The sequence below is a fragment of the Arthrobacter sp. 92 genome (genome assembly GCF_050260325.1).
Lineage (GTDB): Bacteria > Actinomycetota > Actinomycetes > Actinomycetales > Micrococcaceae > Arthrobacter.
In genome coordinates, this window is the sequence record NZ_CP189863.1 from 3,054,324 (window position 1) to 3,069,719 (window position 15,396).

At 64.2% G+C, this 15,396-nt stretch carries 20 protein-coding genes; 9 read left to right on the forward strand and 11 right to left on the reverse strand.

Annotated features, from left to right (window positions below; genetic code table 11):
* The first annotated feature begins 118 nt into the window (after positions 1-118).
* A complete protein-coding gene (locus ACP4XC_RS14145) occupies positions 119-1,141 on the forward strand; it encodes a LacI family DNA-binding transcriptional regulator (RefSeq protein ID WP_427170683.1) in 1,023 nt (340 codons plus the stop codon).
* Positions 1,142-1,191: 50 nt separating this feature from the next.
* Positions 1,192-1,758 carry a heme-degrading domain-containing protein gene (locus tag ACP4XC_RS14150; RefSeq protein ID WP_427170685.1) on the forward strand — a complete coding sequence of 189 codons (567 nt, stop codon included), beginning with the start codon at positions 1,192-1,194 and terminating at the stop codon, positions 1,756-1,758.
* 1,394 nt (positions 1,759-3,152) lie between these two features.
* Here ACP4XC_RS14150 and ACP4XC_RS14155 read toward each other — a convergent pair.
* The 3 genes from ACP4XC_RS14155 to ACP4XC_RS14165 all read right to left on the reverse strand — a co-directional run bounded on the left by ACP4XC_RS14155 (position 3,153) and on the right by ACP4XC_RS14165 (position 5,671).
* Positions 3,153-4,520 (reverse strand): ferredoxin reductase family protein, encoded by a 1,368-nt coding sequence (locus ACP4XC_RS14155; protein ID WP_427170687.1) that lies wholly within the window; start codon positions 4,518-4,520, stop codon positions 3,153-3,155.
* 309 nt (positions 4,521-4,829) lie between these two features.
* On the reverse strand, positions 4,830-5,147 hold the full coding sequence (locus ACP4XC_RS14160) for a hypothetical protein (protein ID WP_427170689.1): 318 nt from the start codon (positions 5,145-5,147) through the stop codon (positions 4,830-4,832).
* 65 nt (positions 5,148-5,212) lie between these two features.
* On the reverse strand, positions 5,213-5,671 hold the full coding sequence (locus ACP4XC_RS14165) for a GNAT family N-acetyltransferase (RefSeq protein WP_427170691.1): 459 nt from the start codon (positions 5,669-5,671) through the stop codon (positions 5,213-5,215).
* A 386-nt stretch (positions 5,672-6,057) separates the two neighbouring features.
* Between ACP4XC_RS14165 and ACP4XC_RS14170 the strand changes: the two genes are divergently transcribed.
* Both ACP4XC_RS14170 and ACP4XC_RS14175 read left to right on the forward strand, forming a co-directional pair.
* Positions 6,058-6,525: a hypothetical protein gene (locus ACP4XC_RS14170; RefSeq protein WP_427170693.1), complete on the forward strand. Its 468-nt coding sequence runs from the start codon at positions 6,058-6,060 to the stop codon at positions 6,523-6,525.
* A 10-nt stretch (positions 6,526-6,535) separates the two neighbouring features.
* Positions 6,536-6,742: a hypothetical protein gene (locus tag ACP4XC_RS14175; RefSeq protein ID WP_427170696.1), complete on the forward strand. Its 207-nt coding sequence runs from the start codon at positions 6,536-6,538 to the stop codon at positions 6,740-6,742.
* Positions 6,743-6,748: 6 nt separating this feature from the next.
* Here ACP4XC_RS14175 and ACP4XC_RS14180 read toward each other — a convergent pair whose 3' ends face one another.
* Positions 6,749-6,886, reverse strand: coding sequence for a hypothetical protein (locus ACP4XC_RS14180; RefSeq protein WP_427170698.1), 138 nt, complete (start codon positions 6,884-6,886; stop codon positions 6,749-6,751).
* Positions 6,887-7,053: 167 nt separating this feature from the next.
* On the opposite strand from ACP4XC_RS14180, the gene ACP4XC_RS14185 reads away from it, so the two are divergent.
* Complete coding sequence (locus ACP4XC_RS14185; protein WP_091256599.1) at positions 7,054-7,257, forward strand: cold-shock protein; 204 nt, start codon at positions 7,054-7,056, stop codon at positions 7,255-7,257.
* 59 nt (positions 7,258-7,316) lie between these two features.
* Here the strand turns inward: ACP4XC_RS14185 and ACP4XC_RS14190 are convergent, their stop codons facing one another.
* Positions 7,317-7,463, reverse strand: coding sequence for a hypothetical protein (locus tag ACP4XC_RS14190; RefSeq protein WP_427170700.1), 147 nt, complete (start codon positions 7,461-7,463; stop codon positions 7,317-7,319).
* Positions 7,464-7,519: 56 nt separating this feature from the next.
* On the opposite strand from ACP4XC_RS14190, the gene ACP4XC_RS14195 reads away from it, so the two are divergent.
* The 3 genes from ACP4XC_RS14195 to ACP4XC_RS14205 all read left to right on the forward strand — a co-directional run bounded on the left by ACP4XC_RS14195 (position 7,520) and on the right by ACP4XC_RS14205 (position 8,687).
* Positions 7,520-7,666, forward strand: a complete 147-nt coding sequence (locus tag ACP4XC_RS14195; protein ID WP_427170702.1) for a hypothetical protein — start codon at positions 7,520-7,522, stop codon at positions 7,664-7,666.
* Between the two features lie 78 nt (positions 7,667-7,744).
* Positions 7,745-8,128, forward strand: a complete 384-nt coding sequence (locus tag ACP4XC_RS14200; protein WP_427170705.1) for a PxKF domain-containing protein — start codon at positions 7,745-7,747, stop codon at positions 8,126-8,128.
* A 370-nt stretch (positions 8,129-8,498) separates the two neighbouring features.
* On the forward strand, positions 8,499-8,687 hold the full coding sequence (locus tag ACP4XC_RS14205; RefSeq protein ID WP_427170707.1) for a hypothetical protein: 189 nt from the start codon (positions 8,499-8,501) through the stop codon (positions 8,685-8,687).
* A 131-nt stretch (positions 8,688-8,818) separates the two neighbouring features.
* Here ACP4XC_RS14205 and ACP4XC_RS14210 read toward each other — a convergent pair whose 3' ends face one another.
* On the reverse strand, positions 8,819-9,511 hold the full coding sequence (locus ACP4XC_RS14210; protein ID WP_427170709.1) for a hypothetical protein: 693 nt from the start codon (positions 9,509-9,511) through the stop codon (positions 8,819-8,821).
* 215 nt (positions 9,512-9,726) lie between these two features.
* Between ACP4XC_RS14210 and ACP4XC_RS14215 the strand changes: the two genes are divergently transcribed.
* On the forward strand, positions 9,727-9,867 hold the full coding sequence (locus ACP4XC_RS14215) for a hypothetical protein (protein WP_427170712.1): 141 nt from the start codon (positions 9,727-9,729) through the stop codon (positions 9,865-9,867).
* A gap of 561 nt (positions 9,868-10,428) precedes the next feature.
* On the opposite strand, the gene ACP4XC_RS14220 is transcribed toward ACP4XC_RS14215, so the two are convergent.
* The 5 genes from ACP4XC_RS14220 to ACP4XC_RS14240 form a co-directional block, all read right to left on the reverse strand.
* Complete coding sequence (locus ACP4XC_RS14220) at positions 10,429-10,845, reverse strand: GNAT family N-acetyltransferase (protein ID WP_427170714.1); 417 nt, start codon at positions 10,843-10,845, stop codon at positions 10,429-10,431.
* Positions 10,846-11,489: 644 nt separating this feature from the next.
* Positions 11,490-11,780, reverse strand: coding sequence for a hypothetical protein (locus ACP4XC_RS14225; RefSeq protein WP_427170716.1), 291 nt, complete (start codon positions 11,778-11,780; stop codon positions 11,490-11,492).
* Between the two features lie 379 nt (positions 11,781-12,159).
* Positions 12,160-13,284: a ring-opening amidohydrolase gene (locus ACP4XC_RS14230; RefSeq protein ID WP_427170717.1), complete on the reverse strand. Its 1,125-nt coding sequence runs from the start codon at positions 13,282-13,284 to the stop codon at positions 12,160-12,162.
* Positions 13,274-14,680: an amidase gene (locus ACP4XC_RS14235; RefSeq protein ID WP_427170719.1), complete on the reverse strand. Its 1,407-nt coding sequence runs from the start codon at positions 14,678-14,680 to the stop codon at positions 13,274-13,276. Before ACP4XC_RS14235 ends, ACP4XC_RS14230 begins: the two co-directional genes overlap by 11 nt.
* A complete protein-coding gene (locus ACP4XC_RS14240) occupies positions 14,677-15,375 on the reverse strand; it encodes a GntR family transcriptional regulator (protein WP_427170721.1) in 699 nt (232 codons plus the stop codon). Before ACP4XC_RS14240 ends, ACP4XC_RS14235 begins: the two co-directional genes overlap by 4 nt.
* Positions 15,376-15,396 lie beyond the last annotated feature (21 nt).

Below are 15,396 nucleotides of genomic sequence, written 5' to 3' on the forward strand. Positions count from 1 at the left end.
ACACGACCCACCCGGCAAGGACCCGGGCGTCTGAACCGCAGACATGCGGAAAGGATTGATAAAGTCGACAGACGAGGAGTCGCTCCTCGGCACCCCGACCCACCGGCAGGATTTCAGTATGGCCCCGCGCATCACCCTGGAAGACGTGAGCAAGGCCGCTGGCGTCTCACGCTCAACCGCTTCCCTCGTCGTTCGCGGGAGCTCCCGCATCCCGGAGTCAACAGCGGTCAAGGTACGCGAAGCCATGCACGAACTGGGCTACGTGTACAACCGGCAGGCCGCCAACCTGCGGCAAAGCCGGTCCATGACCATCGGACTGATCGTCACCGAGATCATCAACCCCTATTTCGCCGAGCTGGCCATGGCCGTCGACCAGATCACCCACGATGCCGGCTACACCATCTTCATCGGCTACAGCCGGGACAACGCCGAGCGACAGCACGAGATCGTCTCCTCCATGATCGAGCGCCAGGTCGACGGACTCCTAGTACTTCCGGCCCCCGACACCGACCCGGAAAAACTCAACAAACAGGTCAACGCGGCCAATGTCCCCGTCGTGCTGCTGGCCCGCCGGTTCCCCGGCTTCGACTATGTGGGCAGCGAGAACGTCAAAGGCGCAACGATGCTGGGAGAACACCTTGCGGCCTTGGGCTGCAGGAGTGTGGCGTTCGTCGGCGGCCGTGCCGCTTCCTCCCTCTCAGAACGGGAGGAAGGCCTTCGCACGTCACTGGAGCCCAACGGGTGTGAGGTCTGGAGCACGGACGAGCTCCGCAGCGCCATCACCCCGGAAGGAGGCACCGCAGCCGTGGGCCGGCTCTTCGATCTAGGGCGTCTACCAGACGCGATCGTTGCCTACAACGATGCCGTCGCCCAAGGCATCTACGAAGAACTGCGCCGCCGCGGGCTCGAACCGGGCCGCGACATCGCCGTCGCCTCCTTCGACGACACACGCATTGCCGCCAGTCAGGTCCCCCCGCTCACATCAGTAGCAGGATTCCCCCAGGAGATCGGCACCAGAGGCACCGAATTGCTAATGAACCGGCTGGCCGATGGAAACGCCGACATACCAACTCAGCTGGCGCTCATCCAGCCCCAACTCAAGATCCGGTCCTCCACGGCGACGTGGCGGCCCCGGACCTAACCAACCACTCGGAGCCCCACCGGACCCGAACAGATAGGAAACGATCCTTCATGGTCACCGAACCGGCCGTTCCCTCCACCGAATCAGAAAATGAATTCGACCCGGACTCCCCCGACACGCAGACCGCATCCGCGCTGCGGTCCCTGATCGAACGCATCGAAACCGAAGTCAGCACCCTTCAGCTGAGCCGGTTCAGCCAAGCCGACGCCCTCGCCCTCGGCCTGCTGCTGGTGGACATGGCCACCGAGCGGAACCTGCCGATTGCCATCGATATACGCAGGAACAAACACGTTCTCTTCCACGTCTCGCTCCCGGGAGCGACGCCCGATAACGAGATATGGGTTGAGAAGAAGAGCAGGACTGCCCAGCGATATGCCGAACCCTCGCTCCTCGTGGGCCTAAAGGGCAGGCTTGACGGAGGATCCTTGGAGGACAAAGGATGGTTCGACCAGGCACGCTACGCCCCCCACGGCGGGGCGTTCCCGATATACGTGAAAGGTACCGGGCACGTGGCCACCGTGACAGTTTCCGGTTTGCCACAAAAGGCAGACCACAATCTCGTCGTCGAGGCACTGACATCATTCAGCCTCAATATGCGTGAAGATACTTGGAGCTGACGGGCATACCGCCCGGGCCTGCCGCGGATCAGTTAGCCACTAGTTCATCAACCTAGGCTTGATGGGGCGGTGAATCGTGCCTTGGCCAATACTCCATCAATCCGGCCGGCAGCTGGGCGCCCATGGCAAAGTGCCACTGAGTTCAGTGCTGTTTTCCCGCCACATGGCCGTGCGGCAGCCTTGGTGAGGGGACCGGTCCCGTCGTCATGCACTCGGTAGAGGCCACCGCCGAAGGATGCGCCAGAGAACTCAGAGGCGAAGTCTGCGTAGCCCTAACCTCCGAGAACCGCTCATGACGCCAAGGGTCCCCAACTTCGATAATGTCCCGAAGATGGCGATAATCGGCGCGGAATCGTTCAAACACAGGGGAACCCTTCGCTAGAAATTGCATTGCCAAGGCGCGGGTATATATGAACCCTAACGATGGATCGAACTCCAGAGTGAGCCGGCGTTGGCCTGGTAACGCCCTCGGACACAAGGTGGTCCCCACTTGGACACCCTCGACCGGCTCCCCGCCGCGAAAAATCCCATGCATGTGACTTGCAGCGATAAATGGCGGTCCTTTCGCAGCGCTATTTGTCAGGCATTGGTCCCTGACGGGGAATCGAGACAGGTGTCCCAAGTGACGGTGCCTCGGTTGACGTCTTGGTGGAGAGCTATGGAGCGCGCCTCGTTGATGGTCGGAAGAGACATATGGACATCACATTTGGGTGAATTTGGTCCAGATCTCCACGACCGCGGCACTGATACCTGCTGGGGCTGGTAATAGGCGCCCCGGTTGCGGCTGGACGTACGGGCCCGAAGCGGCGTAGCCCTGCGGCTGGACCGGGTATCCGCCGGGCGGACCATACTGTGGAGGAGCCACCTGCTCCAGCGTCGGGAAGGCCTGCTGGCCGTACCCTTGCGGCGGCCGGGCCGGGTATTGCATCGACGGGTACTGCGGGGCCGGTTCCGGCGCCTTCGGTGCAGGCGGGATCGGCGGGATGTCCTCCGTCATTACTCCCCCATAGTTAGTGGTTCGCTGTCAGATTACAGCGAGCATCCGGCCAGAAGGACGTTGTGACGCTTCATCTTTCCGGGAGGCGACTTCACCGGCGTTTGCCAAGCTCCCGACCCGAAGGCCACGTCGTATACCCGAGGCGGCGTTCGGCCCTGTACCGCCGGGCCGCGATCACGCAAATAATGATGGCAGCGATAGCAGGTGCGACGATTGCTCCAAGTACAACCGATAGCAGCCAGGCGGGAGGCTTGGCCATCGTCACGGAACAGATAGCCAGTATCGCCATCATCCCAAGAGCCGAAAGCGTCACAACCGACAGGCGTCTCGTCAAGCGCCACCAGTATCCTGCCGACGGCTGAATCGGCAGAGAACCCCATTCGTCCGGGCGGACAACTCAGCGCCACTGGAAGTACTCGCGGTGGATGTTGGCTGTGCGGACTCCTGCAGAACGGAAGGCCCTCCGGAACTGCCGGAGCATGGGATCCGGCCCACCCATGAAGACCGAGAGCTGCCGGGGCGGGGTGTCCACGGCGGCAAGCACCTGCTCGGGCGTCAACCGGCCGTCGACGGCGGTGTCCACCAGGTGCACGGTCAGGCTTGGGTAGTCTTTCGCGATGGATGTGATTTCCGCGGCGAACGGGGACGGCCCTGCCGACGTGACAAAAAAGTGGACTGACTCCCGCAGGTCCCCCTCCAGGGACCGCAGCCAGCTCAGGAACGGTGTGATTCCCACACCGGCGGCAATCCAGACCTGGTGTTCCGTTCCCTTGTGCCTGTCGAACCGGCCATAGGGCCCGCCCACCACCGCCGGCATTCCGGGCTGCACTACGTCAGGAAGCCTTGTTGTGTGGTCCCCAAGCGCCTTGACGGTGATACGCAGGTGCTGGTCCCGGGCCGAACCGGACATGGAAAAGGGATGGCGTTGCCAGCCCTGCTTGGTTTCCAGGTAGATCATGGCGAACTGGCCAGGCCGGAAGTCCAGCGGTTTGCCGAGCGGTGCAAGGCTCAGCTCCACCAGATCCGGGGACACTGCCTTGACCTGCTCCACCTGGTAGTCGTGGTGCGGCAGGAAGCGGCGCGCCAGGAGCTCCCGGTAGGCGTAGAACGCCAGCCCGACGCCGCCGATGGCCACGAAACTCCACCGTAGCCCGGGGGCGGCGTCGAACGCGGTGGCGTCCAGCAGTCCGTGGAAGAACCCGGCCGCCACGAATATTCCCGTCAACCGGTGGAAGCCCCGCCAGCGCTCGTAACCACCCAGCAGGCGGGCCACCAGGCGGACCGGCCGGGCGCTTCTGAGGCCAAGGACCAGGTCACGCACCCGCGCGGGGACCATGGTCCGCCAGCGCGGCAGGATGGCCCAGGCCACCAGGGCCGCGAGCCCGGAGATCCCGATGACGGCAAGGGTTTTCCCCACGCTGGTCGCCTCCGGGTTGGCTGCCAGCTCGATGTGCGGAAGCAGGAGGACGGTCCCGGTGATTGCGGCACGCCGGTGCCAGATGGCTGCGTGGTCAATCCCGCCGAACACGTGCTCCACCTGCGGAAGGGTGCTGATCAGGACCAGGGCGATGGAGAGCAGCAGGATCGACTCCCCGCCGAAGAGCTGGCCGACGTATCCGGCGGCAGGTTCCCCCGCGGGACGGGCCAGGAGCCAGTACAGGGCGTAGGCTGCCGCGAGGATGATGATCACCGTGGGGCCCAGGCGCCGCAGGGGCACGCCCGGGAGCGGCGTCAACGGTTTGGCTCCGGGCTGCGGAACTACCAAGAATCTCGGCTCCTTCATCACGGCTTGCTCGTGCAGCAGCGCCTAGCCGTCATCCTAGGCCAGCCACGGGCGGCACGGAGAACCAGGCACCAGCATGGGCGGTGGTTGTGCCGGGCCGATTGACTTGCCGGTCGAGCAGCGTGCCCCGATGTGAAAGGTTTACGTCATGGCGAATCCCCTTCTGCATCCCAGCACCCTCCCCTACGGACTCGCACCCGCTCCTCGTCATCCCGAATTATCTGCACAGGTATTCCGCTGCCCCCTCGATCTTGCTCTTGCTAAGCCTCACGATGCCACGTTCCGGTGAGGTCAGGGGGTAAGGAGGATCATGGCGGCCGCTCCGAGCGCCAGGACCGCTCCGACCGCTGATCCGAGCATGGCTGCCAATCGGGGCGGGGCACCGGCACGCTTCCTGGCGGCACGGCAGAGGCCGAAGGACACGAGGGCGCAGGGTGTCGCCAGAACCGAGCCCACAAGTCCAAGGATCAGCAGAATGCCGTACAGGTTGTGACGAGTGCTGCTGTCCGGCCAGTAGACCTCTGGCAAATGAAGCACAGCAGCGGCAGCGCTGGCCGTCGTCATCAGCAGAAAAATCATCGCCAACGTCACCAGCCCTGCAGTTGTCATCTTCAAAAACGACCGCGGACCGGTTCGTACCGTCCATCTCTGAAGAAGGCGCCGGTGCTGGGAGACTAGGAACCGGTCTCGCCCACAAACATCGGGCGGTGATTTTCCGGCTCCGCGGCGTGCTCGTATCGTTCCCAGCCCAGGGATGCCCAGAACTTATCGGCGTCCTGGGAGAAGGCCACCAGCGTCATGCCGAGGTAACGGTCGACGATCAGCTGGACGACTTCTGTCCCATAGCCCTTGCGGCGGTGCTCCTCTGAGACCTCGAAAAAGCGGATGACGGCGTACGGCCCGGGGTGTTGTGGTTGCTCGTATTCCGGATTGAGGATGTCCTGGACTTCAATCTCCACCCGCACCACCTCATGCTGGCCGTCGAAGAACGCGTAGAAGTGCTGGCTGGGTTCGAACCCTTGGATCGCGTCATCCCACCAGCCCTGGGTGAAGTCGTCCGATTCGCTGGACGGCTTGTAGACCACTGCGCCGGAGGTGTCGGGCTTCAGCCGGATGCGGGTCAGGCCTGTCACGGCTCTTCAGCCGAGCGGCGCTGCTCTGGGTCGCTGAGAGGCGTGAAATCGTCTACGTGGAGTGTTGCACCGGCCCGGCTTGCACCGGCGTCGCTGGACCCGCGTCCGGTGAAAAATCTGAACTCGCCCGGGCTTCCCGACGTCGCCCGTGGTGGCCCGAACCCACGCGGCCGAGATCAAGGCCGGCCGGGCCAGACGGGTTCGGTGGCGGAAGATCGCCGAGAAGATGTCCATCTCCCGGATCGAGGCGATCCGTCTGGCGCACAGTCTGGACAAGGTGCTCGACGAAATCCGTGAGGCCGAAGTTTCCGGCAATCCTCCCGACGCGGCTCCCGGCTCGCCACCCCAAGGCCTCTCCCGCCGTCGCTGCCGCTTAGGCTGGTGCGGTGACACCGACGCCCAGCCCCAGCCCGATCGATGTGTTCGTGCATGCCGCCCCGGCCGCCGATTGGCAGGTGTGGGCCGCGTTCGCTCCGGTGATAGCGGCCGTATTGGCCGCCCTCATCGCTTTCTTCACGCTGTGGCAGCGACGACGCGCAGACAACCGGGCCGAATGGTGGCGCCGGGCGCAATGGGCCCTGGACGCTTCGATGTCCGATGAGACCAAGCGGGCCGAGATGGGACAGCAGGCCATCAACCTCCTGGGCAGGAGCAAGCTGGCCACACCGGAGGACGGCGTCCTCTTGAAAATCGGAACCGAGGATCCCCTCGAAGCGGCCTACAGCGCCCGTCTGGCGGAGGCCGCTGCCGACGTTGCCATCTCCGACGACGTCGAGGGTCAGGTCATGAGGGTGGACGACCCGCAAACAAGGCGCGACAATGAAGGGGACCGTAATGACAGCACAGGCAGGTAGGAGGTCGACGATGGCCATGGCACACCCGGTAACCCGACGCAGGCCCGCTCAATCCAGCGCGGATTCAATCGCGCCCTCCCGCCGCCCGGCATCGGTCAGTCCCCAAGACCGGAAGGTTCAGATCGCTGCCGCCAAGGCGCGGATCACGCTGGACAAGCTCACCGGAGATGTCACCCCGGACTGGATCATCGCCCTGTCAAAGGAAAAGCCCGAGTAGTCCGCCCTAGCCGGACAGGCCAAGCGACTCCACTGAATCGAAGTACGTCGCCGCGACCGGCGCCCATTCCCGGCGTTCAACGTCGAGGCCTTCGAACGGCTGCTTCTTCGTGTGGAAGTACATCACCGTCCGCCCTGTGCGCACCCGGCGGACAAGTGTCCTCTACTTCACGGCCTGGTCCAGCTCTCTCTTTCCGCTTCTGACGCAATCTCTTGCCCCCGGCCGTGCCGCCCACATAGGCTCAGGCTGTGAGTGGCTGGGACGGAAATCCGATGAGCGGAACCGACCAGCGACCCGTGAAGGACATCAGCATGGCTACAGGTACTGTCAAGTGGTTCAACGCCGAAAAGGGCTTTGGTTTCATCGCCCCCGACGACGGAAGCGCTGACGTGTTCGCACACTATTCGGCAATCGCATCCAGTGGTTACAAGTCCCTGGACGAGAACCAGAAGGTTCAGTTCGACATCACCCAGGGCCCCAAGGGACCCCAGGCGGAGAACATCCAGCCGCTCTAGCGTCTGATGCGAGAGACGGTCAGCCATATGGCAGGCCGGTCTCTCGCTGTGTCCGGGCCCTATGAGGCGGCTTCCCGCTTCGCCGCCCGCAGCGCCCTGGCTGCAGCTTTCTGTTCGGCCACTCTGGCCGCCGTGACGATGTCCTGCGCGGCCTTCTTCGCGTAGGCTGCCTCGGACTTCTGCAGCCGGCGCTTCGCCTCGGTCATGATCTCCGCACAACTTCGGCAGGGACGAAGCCCAGGTCTTCTGGGACGACGACGTCGTGAACGCCACCTTCCTGGCGGTCCTGCAGAACAAGGGCATCGTCGCCGACATCGCCGCAGCCACGGCTTTGATGCGCGGCTGGAACCACACCCGGCACGTGGTCTCCGTCGCCCAGGAGCTGCGCAGCAACCACAGGCAGCCGTAATAGCCGGAGTGGTGTTCCTTGATGCCCTCGGCCTCGGTGCCGACGGAACACACCGCGACGCCAACGCGATGGTCGGCCTTGTCCCGCACGGAAACCAGTGCGGCACCCGTTGAGGCCCTGCCCTTCAAGGGATTCCAGGCCCCGGTCGCGGATGCCCCGGTGGTCAACAAGGTCCAACCAGGCAGCGCCGTGCCGGTGAAGTTCTCGCTTCCCGGAAGTTCAGCGAACCTGGCCGCGGTCCTCTCAGCCGGCTATCCAGTATCGCTGCCGACATCATGCACCAGCCCTGACCTCTCGGTCACCACGGGAGAGCCGGCAGCCGCAGCCGATAACGGAGATCCCGCCCACTCCGACACTTACAATTACGCATGGAAAACCGATCCGGCGTGGTCCGGGTGCAGGGAGTTGATCATGAAGCTTGTCGACGGAACCTATCGCGCTCTCTTCGAGTTCAGGCCATGAAAGACCGGCGTCCGGCTGGAGCGCGGCTCCCTGGCCTGCCCGGAACACTCCAGGGGTTCCTTGTGATGGCCGTAGGCGCAGGCATCCTGCTCGCCGGGTGCGGGACCAACGGTGGTGCGCCGCCGGGTGCGACCGGTGGCGGCCAGAACAGCACGGTTCAGGCAAGCAAACGCCCGGACCCGTCAGACCCGGCGGCACACCCCCTGGGCACTCTTGTCGCCGATCCTCTCTTCACTGTCCTGCCCCCGCAGTCAAAGAAGACCAGCGAACGACAGATCCCCGCGCACAACGAACCCATCGTGTTCGGATCGGGAGGTCCTTTGGCGCGGGCTACAGGGTCGAATTCACCAGCACGGCACCGCCCCAGGACGTGTACGCCGATGTGGCCAAGCAGGCCGCAGCAGGTGGCTGGATGCCGGAGGACACCGACGCGAACGGGCGGACCGTGCACTGGGGCAAGGCCTACCCGGACGGCAGCCGGGCGAGCGTCATGTTCTTCGCCTTGGACCAGGACGGGCCCTCGCCGCCGTACACCTACTCTCTCAACGGTTCGATCTAGGGTCCCACTGTCGGGCCTCGGATAGCGAGGGGCGGGAATGCTGATCTATCGCAGGACGCCGGTGAGGCCCTGGCCGGAACAGCACGGGGCCCCGGACAGTAGCTGCCCGGGGCCCGTGGTCAAGCGTTCTTCTAGCTGGCGGTGATGTAGCTGAAGATCGCGCTTCCGCCCTCGGTCCAGAGACCGACGGTCTTGTTACCGGCGGCGAAGGTGCCGCCGACGCTGATAGCCGTGGATGCGTCCACGTAAACGGTGCCGAGGTCACCTTCACCCCAGCAGTAGGCGGCACAGTTTTCGACGGCACACGTGTTGCTGTAGCCACCGGCCATGGCGGTGACCGTACCGGCCAGACCCTGAACGCCCCGGCATGGATCGTCTTTCCGGTAGCGCAGCATGACGGCCTTCTCCATGGCCGCGTAGATGAGGCCATGGTTGTTCTTGATCGTCTTCGGAGACCTGCCCTTCTTCTGCATCGTCTTGATCCAGTAGGTCAGGTGCCGGTAGTCAAGCTTGTCGACAGGAATATGACCGATGACGTCCGCGATGTGCAGCTTCAGCATCGTCTGGTATGTGTGGACCGTCCCGACGGAAGGGCGCACCAAGAGGTCGATATGTTCCTGAATCACTGCCGCAACTGTAGGAGACTTGGTCTGGTTTTTGACCATTGCATGCTGGGCAATTTCGAAGGACTGCTTGTTCGCGTCGAGGAGTCGTTTCGGCGTCTGGGCTTCAGCTGACGTAGCGAGGGTGATCCCCTCTTGCTTTCGCGTCTCGGGGTTCCGCCAGCGGACCGTAAAGGATGTCGATCCATCCAACTTGGACATAATTCGCCAGCGAGGCAAGCAAGGCAGTCCAGAAGCCGAAGCGCTAGAAGCCTTCGCGGCCCCCCTGGGGGCCGGAGTCGTCCCGGCCGACCTCCGCGCTGCACTTTACAAAGCGGCCGCGCTCATTCCCGGAGCCACCGTCGTAGACAGGCAAGCGAACCTTGACGGCAAGCAGGCACAGCGATCGGGATCGAGCGTCCGGATAGAGAAACCCGGTGGACATCATTATTAATCCCGCAACCGGGCTGCTGATCGGAGAACGGGAGGTCACGCTGACAGCTGGCAAGACCTTCCCAGCCGGAACAGCGACCGACTGGACGTCAGTCCAGACCTCGGTGGTTAATTCAGCGCCATAACCAACCGAGCAACCGCGGGAAAAGGCTGAGCCTGCCGACCACACTTTGGGTGGTCGGCCATCTATGTCCTCTAACAAGGCCGCAAAACCGCCATTCCCGGCTAACAGTTACATGAGAACGGGACTCAGCCTCCGGTTCCTGTGTCCAGTCCACCCGCGGTACGGTTGCCAGCGTCTGGAAGATCGGGACGGACGGGCAGACGGCAGCGTGCCCGAAGTGCACCTCACAGATCAGATCCTGACGATATCTGTGGTCTGCCGGGGACGCTGTCGTTCTCAAGGCAATGCTTTATGAGCCTTAGACAGATGCTAGCCCCGGCCGGAATGTGAGTTCCATGCCGCTCATCGACAGCGCTTTGGACAAATTGGCATGGGTCAATGGCCCGGGCGGACCTTGACGACCATGACCGTTGCATCCAGGAGGTCCGCCAGATCGTGGCCACCCTGCTCGGCAGACGCACGATCCTGCCATCCGCGGAGCATGAACTCTTGAAACAGCTTTTTGAGCCCCGAAGTGGTCCCGTTGTCATCAGAAGGCGTCAGGCAATTCTCGGGCTGAGCTTCAGAGCTCCCGGTAGTAGTACAGCATCGGGTCAGTGCGGTTAGGTTCGGTGTTGGTGAACCCCCGCGCTTCATAGAATCGTCGTGCCCCTGTGTCCTCGCCAGCGACGTTGGTTTCCATGAGCGTGCAGGCCCGATCGCGCAACAGATCACATGAAGCGTCCAGGAGAGCGCTGCCTAGACCACGACCACGCAGGTCTGGGCTGACATAGAGTTCGTCAAGGATAGCTACCGGACCTTCGTACCAGACGTTCGGCCGGAAACTCAGCACCGCGAGGCCACTCGCTGGCTCGCCGACCAGCAGCACGACCACGTCGCCTCCCGCCAATAGGAGCGTCAGCCGCGACCTGAGCGCGTCAGGGCCTGGGCTCGGCGTCGAAAACTCGACGTTGAAGTCGTGAAGCAGCTGCGCAACCACAGCTGCATCAGCCGTTGTTGCCCGTCGCGGCCTCGCCCCGCTTACAGAATCATCAGTCGTCACGGCTTCATCATGCCGGGCAGGTGAGCCGCGGTCCACACGACCCCTCAAATGCACAAACAGGCACGCCACGACCCCCTGAGCGCCAGGCGCTGTGGCCGCCGCGGAAGAAGTCCGGATCTGCATTCCGGCACCTGTAAACACTGGGCTCGCGCGGAAACATGCGGAATCCGGGCCAGTCCGCCCCCCATACGACCCGATCCGAAGCCCGAAGTGTGGACGTTGTCCACCCACCCCATTTCATCAACCCAAAGCATTTCAGCCGGTACTCCCCAAGCCGGGGGCGGCGGCAGTGCCGTGTTCTGCGCCAAGAGCCTTCCGGAACGGAACTCCGGTCCGGCCACGCGCAGCATCAGATGCCCTCTGCACAGCCGACAGAGCGTCCCTTATCGGCGTTACAACAACGGGAGTAGAAGTGGCTGCGGGAACTTCCGTTCCATGGCCTCAATTCGTTCTGTGTCGCATGGACAATCTGGTCTGAGACCTGCAACGCTTGAGAGGTCTCCTATGGTTGACGCCCATCGACCCGCCATCGGCGCGCGAAGTGGGCGTTGGCGATTTCAGGGTCTACCCTCCGCTGTTCCTCAAGCGCTGACTGGGTGCGGTTTCGCTATCCGAAGATCGTCGCACTGGAGATACAGCCGCCGCCCGAGTCCCTTGTGTTGAATGAGCCACACACCGGTGCCGTCGGGCATGGTTGCGTCCACGATCCCCGCGGTCAGCATTTCAGCATCCCGGAACACCTGGATCTGTTCGCCGGGATCAAGACCGGCCCAGTCGGTGACGAAGCCGTATGAATGCGTGTGACCCCCGCCTACGATCCTCCCCAGGTAGCAGGTGGGCTGGGGCCGGGCAGGGCTTTCCGGTGTGTTCATTTCGGCTTCCTTCCAAGCGTATGGCTCATTCGCCGGCTGAAAGCACCAAAGCCACCAACCGGGTGCGTGGTGGACACCAGATTACTCCGCCTTTAGACTATTGTATACAATTTGCACATTGAAATATGACGCCAGTCTTCACGGATCGTGATCCACGAGGCTGTCGTTCCGGGCACCGCCGCCCTTGATGGCGACGGACACAGGTCCGAAGGGCCGGGACGGAACCGGGTCACTCACTGAGGCTTTGGTCCGATACGGAATTGGATCTGGTCCACCGGACCTGGGTGACGTGGCGCGGGCGCGCAAGCGCGCTCTCGTGATCCCGGATTGCCCACGGAGGTCTGCGGGCCGGTGTCCGGGGATCGGGCAGCGGTTGTGGTTAAGCGTCGTTGGCTCTGACGATGACGGCGAGCGGGTTGCCGTCAGGGGGGCCCTGATGGGAGTTCCGCTCTCCGCCGCTGACGAAGACGGTGGTGTGCCCGGTCAGCGAGGCGAGGAGGAAGCCGCCCATTGCCTTGGCGACGTGGTAGCCGACCTGGTCATCGAGCATGGTGATGCGCCGGCCGTTGAGCTCGGCGGTCTGGGGCATGATCATTTTTGCCAGGGCGTAGACAACCGTTTTGGAGGTTTCGCTGACGTCGCAGCCCGGTTCGGCGCCGGCGGAAGCGAGGGCGCCGCTGACGGCGGACGCGTCAATGATGGTACGCATCGGCCGGTGTCCTATCCGCAGGGCGCTGGAGGACTCTGTCGAGTTGCCCAGCAGCAGGACTTCGGCGTGGGTTTTCTCGCCGCCGGAAGAGGTCATGGCGACCTCCGAGTAGACCGACCAGTCCTTGCGGACCATGGAATCGTTCACTTGCTCATCCGTGGCCTCGCCCAGTGCGAGGGCGACGCCGAGGGCGGACCCGTCGTTGGAGTAGCAAATCGCGCCCTCGGGCCCGATGGAGACGTCTGTTGTGACGGTTTCGTGGCCGCGTGATTTTGCATCGGCGATCGACTCGGCAGTCAGGGACGGCGCCTTGACAAGAACAAGGTGCACGTCCGCCGGGTCGGTTAGCCCGGCGTCCTTCATGGCGGCGCTGACGGCGGACCGGACTTTGGTGATCTGGCCCATCCGCCCGACTTCCTCGGGGAGGATTCCCTCGGAGTGGGACAGCCCAAGGACCAGGCGCGGACTGCCGGTCCGGGGTCTAGCCGCGGGATCGGTGGTTCGTGTGAAGAGGGCGGCATGGGGGGTGATCACGCCCGGGCTTCCTCCGGAGAGCACGATGCAGACCCTGTGGGCGACATCGGCCGGGCTGCATCCGGTCCGCTCGGCCAGGAGGGACCTGATGGCCAGATCCGCTGTCTCGCGCCCGACATCCCTGCCCAGGCCTGTGCCCTCGCTTTTCCCCACGACGGCGACGACGTCGGCGGGATCGATCACCCCGGTGTCGAAGAGCCTGGCGATCTCGGATACATCGGCGGGGGTCCGCATTTGGCATACGTGCACGTCAGTCCGCATCAGGGATCCTCTTCTTCAATGTTGTCGTGGGAGCCGGACCGGACGCCCGTTCCAGCGCGGCGCCGAGCGCCAGAGCGACGTCTTCCCGGAAGGGGGGCGCGACGATCTGAACGGAGATGGGTGCCCCCGAGGCCGCCGTGGCGACGGGCACGGACAGCGAGGGGAAGCCGAAAAGGCTTATCGCGCGGCTGGGGATCAAGAGGTGGAAGTTTCCGACGTCGCCGTGAAGGTCCCGCGGAACGTCAACGCTCACGGGCAGCACCAGAGCCCGCTCGCCGGTGAGCCAGCGGCGAAGCCGGGCTATGATCCGGGTCCGGTCTTCCCAGAGCGCGGCACGTTCGGCGCGTCCGGGCTCCGTCCGGTGGTCCAGCATGGCCTGGACCGGGGCGCTAACGAGGCCGGGGTGTGCGGAGGCCAGGGCCTCGATGATGTTCATCGGCTCCGCTGCACGGAGCCGGTCATAGACGTCCAGACCGTCACCGATCGCCTCGGGAAGGCCGTCCAGGACGCGGGTGCCGGAGGCCCTGAGGATATTGACTGCGGTCAGGACGGTCCGGGCAACCTCCGGGTCGACCGGCACGCTCCCGACCTGCGTCCCCCACCGGACCTCGATCTCACGCGGGTGCAGATCCCGGTAGTCTCCGAGCGGCTCGGCGACAGCGACGGGATCGATGCCGTCCGGCCCGCTGATCACGGACAGGACGGTGTGGATATCATCCACGCACCGGGCAAGGGGGCCTATGACCTGGACGGCGTCCTGGAACGAGAGCGTCTCCACACGCAGGGGGTCGGCGCCCGGTAGGGTCGGTTGCTCCCCCGATCTGGGGACGCGGCCCACGGTCGGGCGCAGCCCGACGAGGCCGGTGCACTGGGCAGGCCAGCGGATCGAACCGCCGTAGTCACTTCCGAGTCCCACGAGGGACATGCCGGCAGCAACCGCGGCTGCTTCGCCGCCGCTGGAACCTCCCGGTGTCCACGCGCCGAGCGGGTTGAAGGTCCTGCCAAACAATGCGTTGTTTGTGTCCACGCCCAGGGCGAATTCCGGACAGTTCGTTTTTCCCATGAGGATGGCTCCGGCGGCGCGCATTCGGGACACGGCGGTCGCGTCAACACCGGCGCTCCAGCCTGCCAGCGTCCTGGACCCGCAGGTCGTTGGAAGCTCCGCCGTGGCGAGCATATCTTTGGCGGTGAACGGAATCCCTGCTAGCGGGAAGTCTGAACAATCTGCTGCGGCGGCCTCTGCCAGTGCGTCGGCGCTCCGGTGGCTGATCAGGGCGTTAAGCCGGCCGTTACGGCGTTCGATCCGGTCCGCGGCACACCTGACCAGGGCATCCCCGGCCAACCGGCCCGAGCGCACCTGCGCGGCCAGACCGCGCAGGGTGCCGGTGGTGGTCACCCTGGGGTGCCGATCAGGTCATCGAGGTTGTCCAGGAAGGACCGGTTGCCGTGGTGGGCGATCTCATACAAAACCGCCTCCTTGTCGCCCTTTTCGATGCTTTCCAGGAGTTGGGCGTGGCGCGGATGAACGTCTTTTCGATCACCGAACAGCTGTTCGCGGAACTTCAGGTTGTATCCCATGCACAGTTCGAGCTGCAGGCGCAGACCTTCGTAAGTGTTGATGAGCCGTTTGTGGCCCGGCAGGGAGACCAGGGCCAGATGGAAGCGGCTGTTGGCCTCGACCACCGCTTCATCATCCCCGTTTTCCGCGGCGACGCGCATGTCCTCCAGGGCCTCGCGCATGGGCTGCAGCCGGGATGGATCCTGCACGGGCATTCCCAGTTCCACGGCCATCCGCTCCAGGGCGAAGCGGAGGGAATAGATCTCCCGGACGTCTTCAGCCGTGATGGGGATGACGATGAAGCCCCGGCGGGGAAGGCTCTGGACCAGTCCGTCGCGCTGGAGTATCCGTAAAGCTTCCCGCAGCGGCGGCCGGCTGACGCCGAACATTTCCGACAGCCGTTCCTCTACGAGCCGGTCCCCGGGCCGGAATTCACCGGAGACGATCAGCGCCCTGAGACGCTGCACAACAGCATCCGCCATGGTCGGAACGAGGACCTTGGATGCGGCGGCGGCCGTTGCTGCGGCACTCATGATGTCTCCTGACAGTTGGGT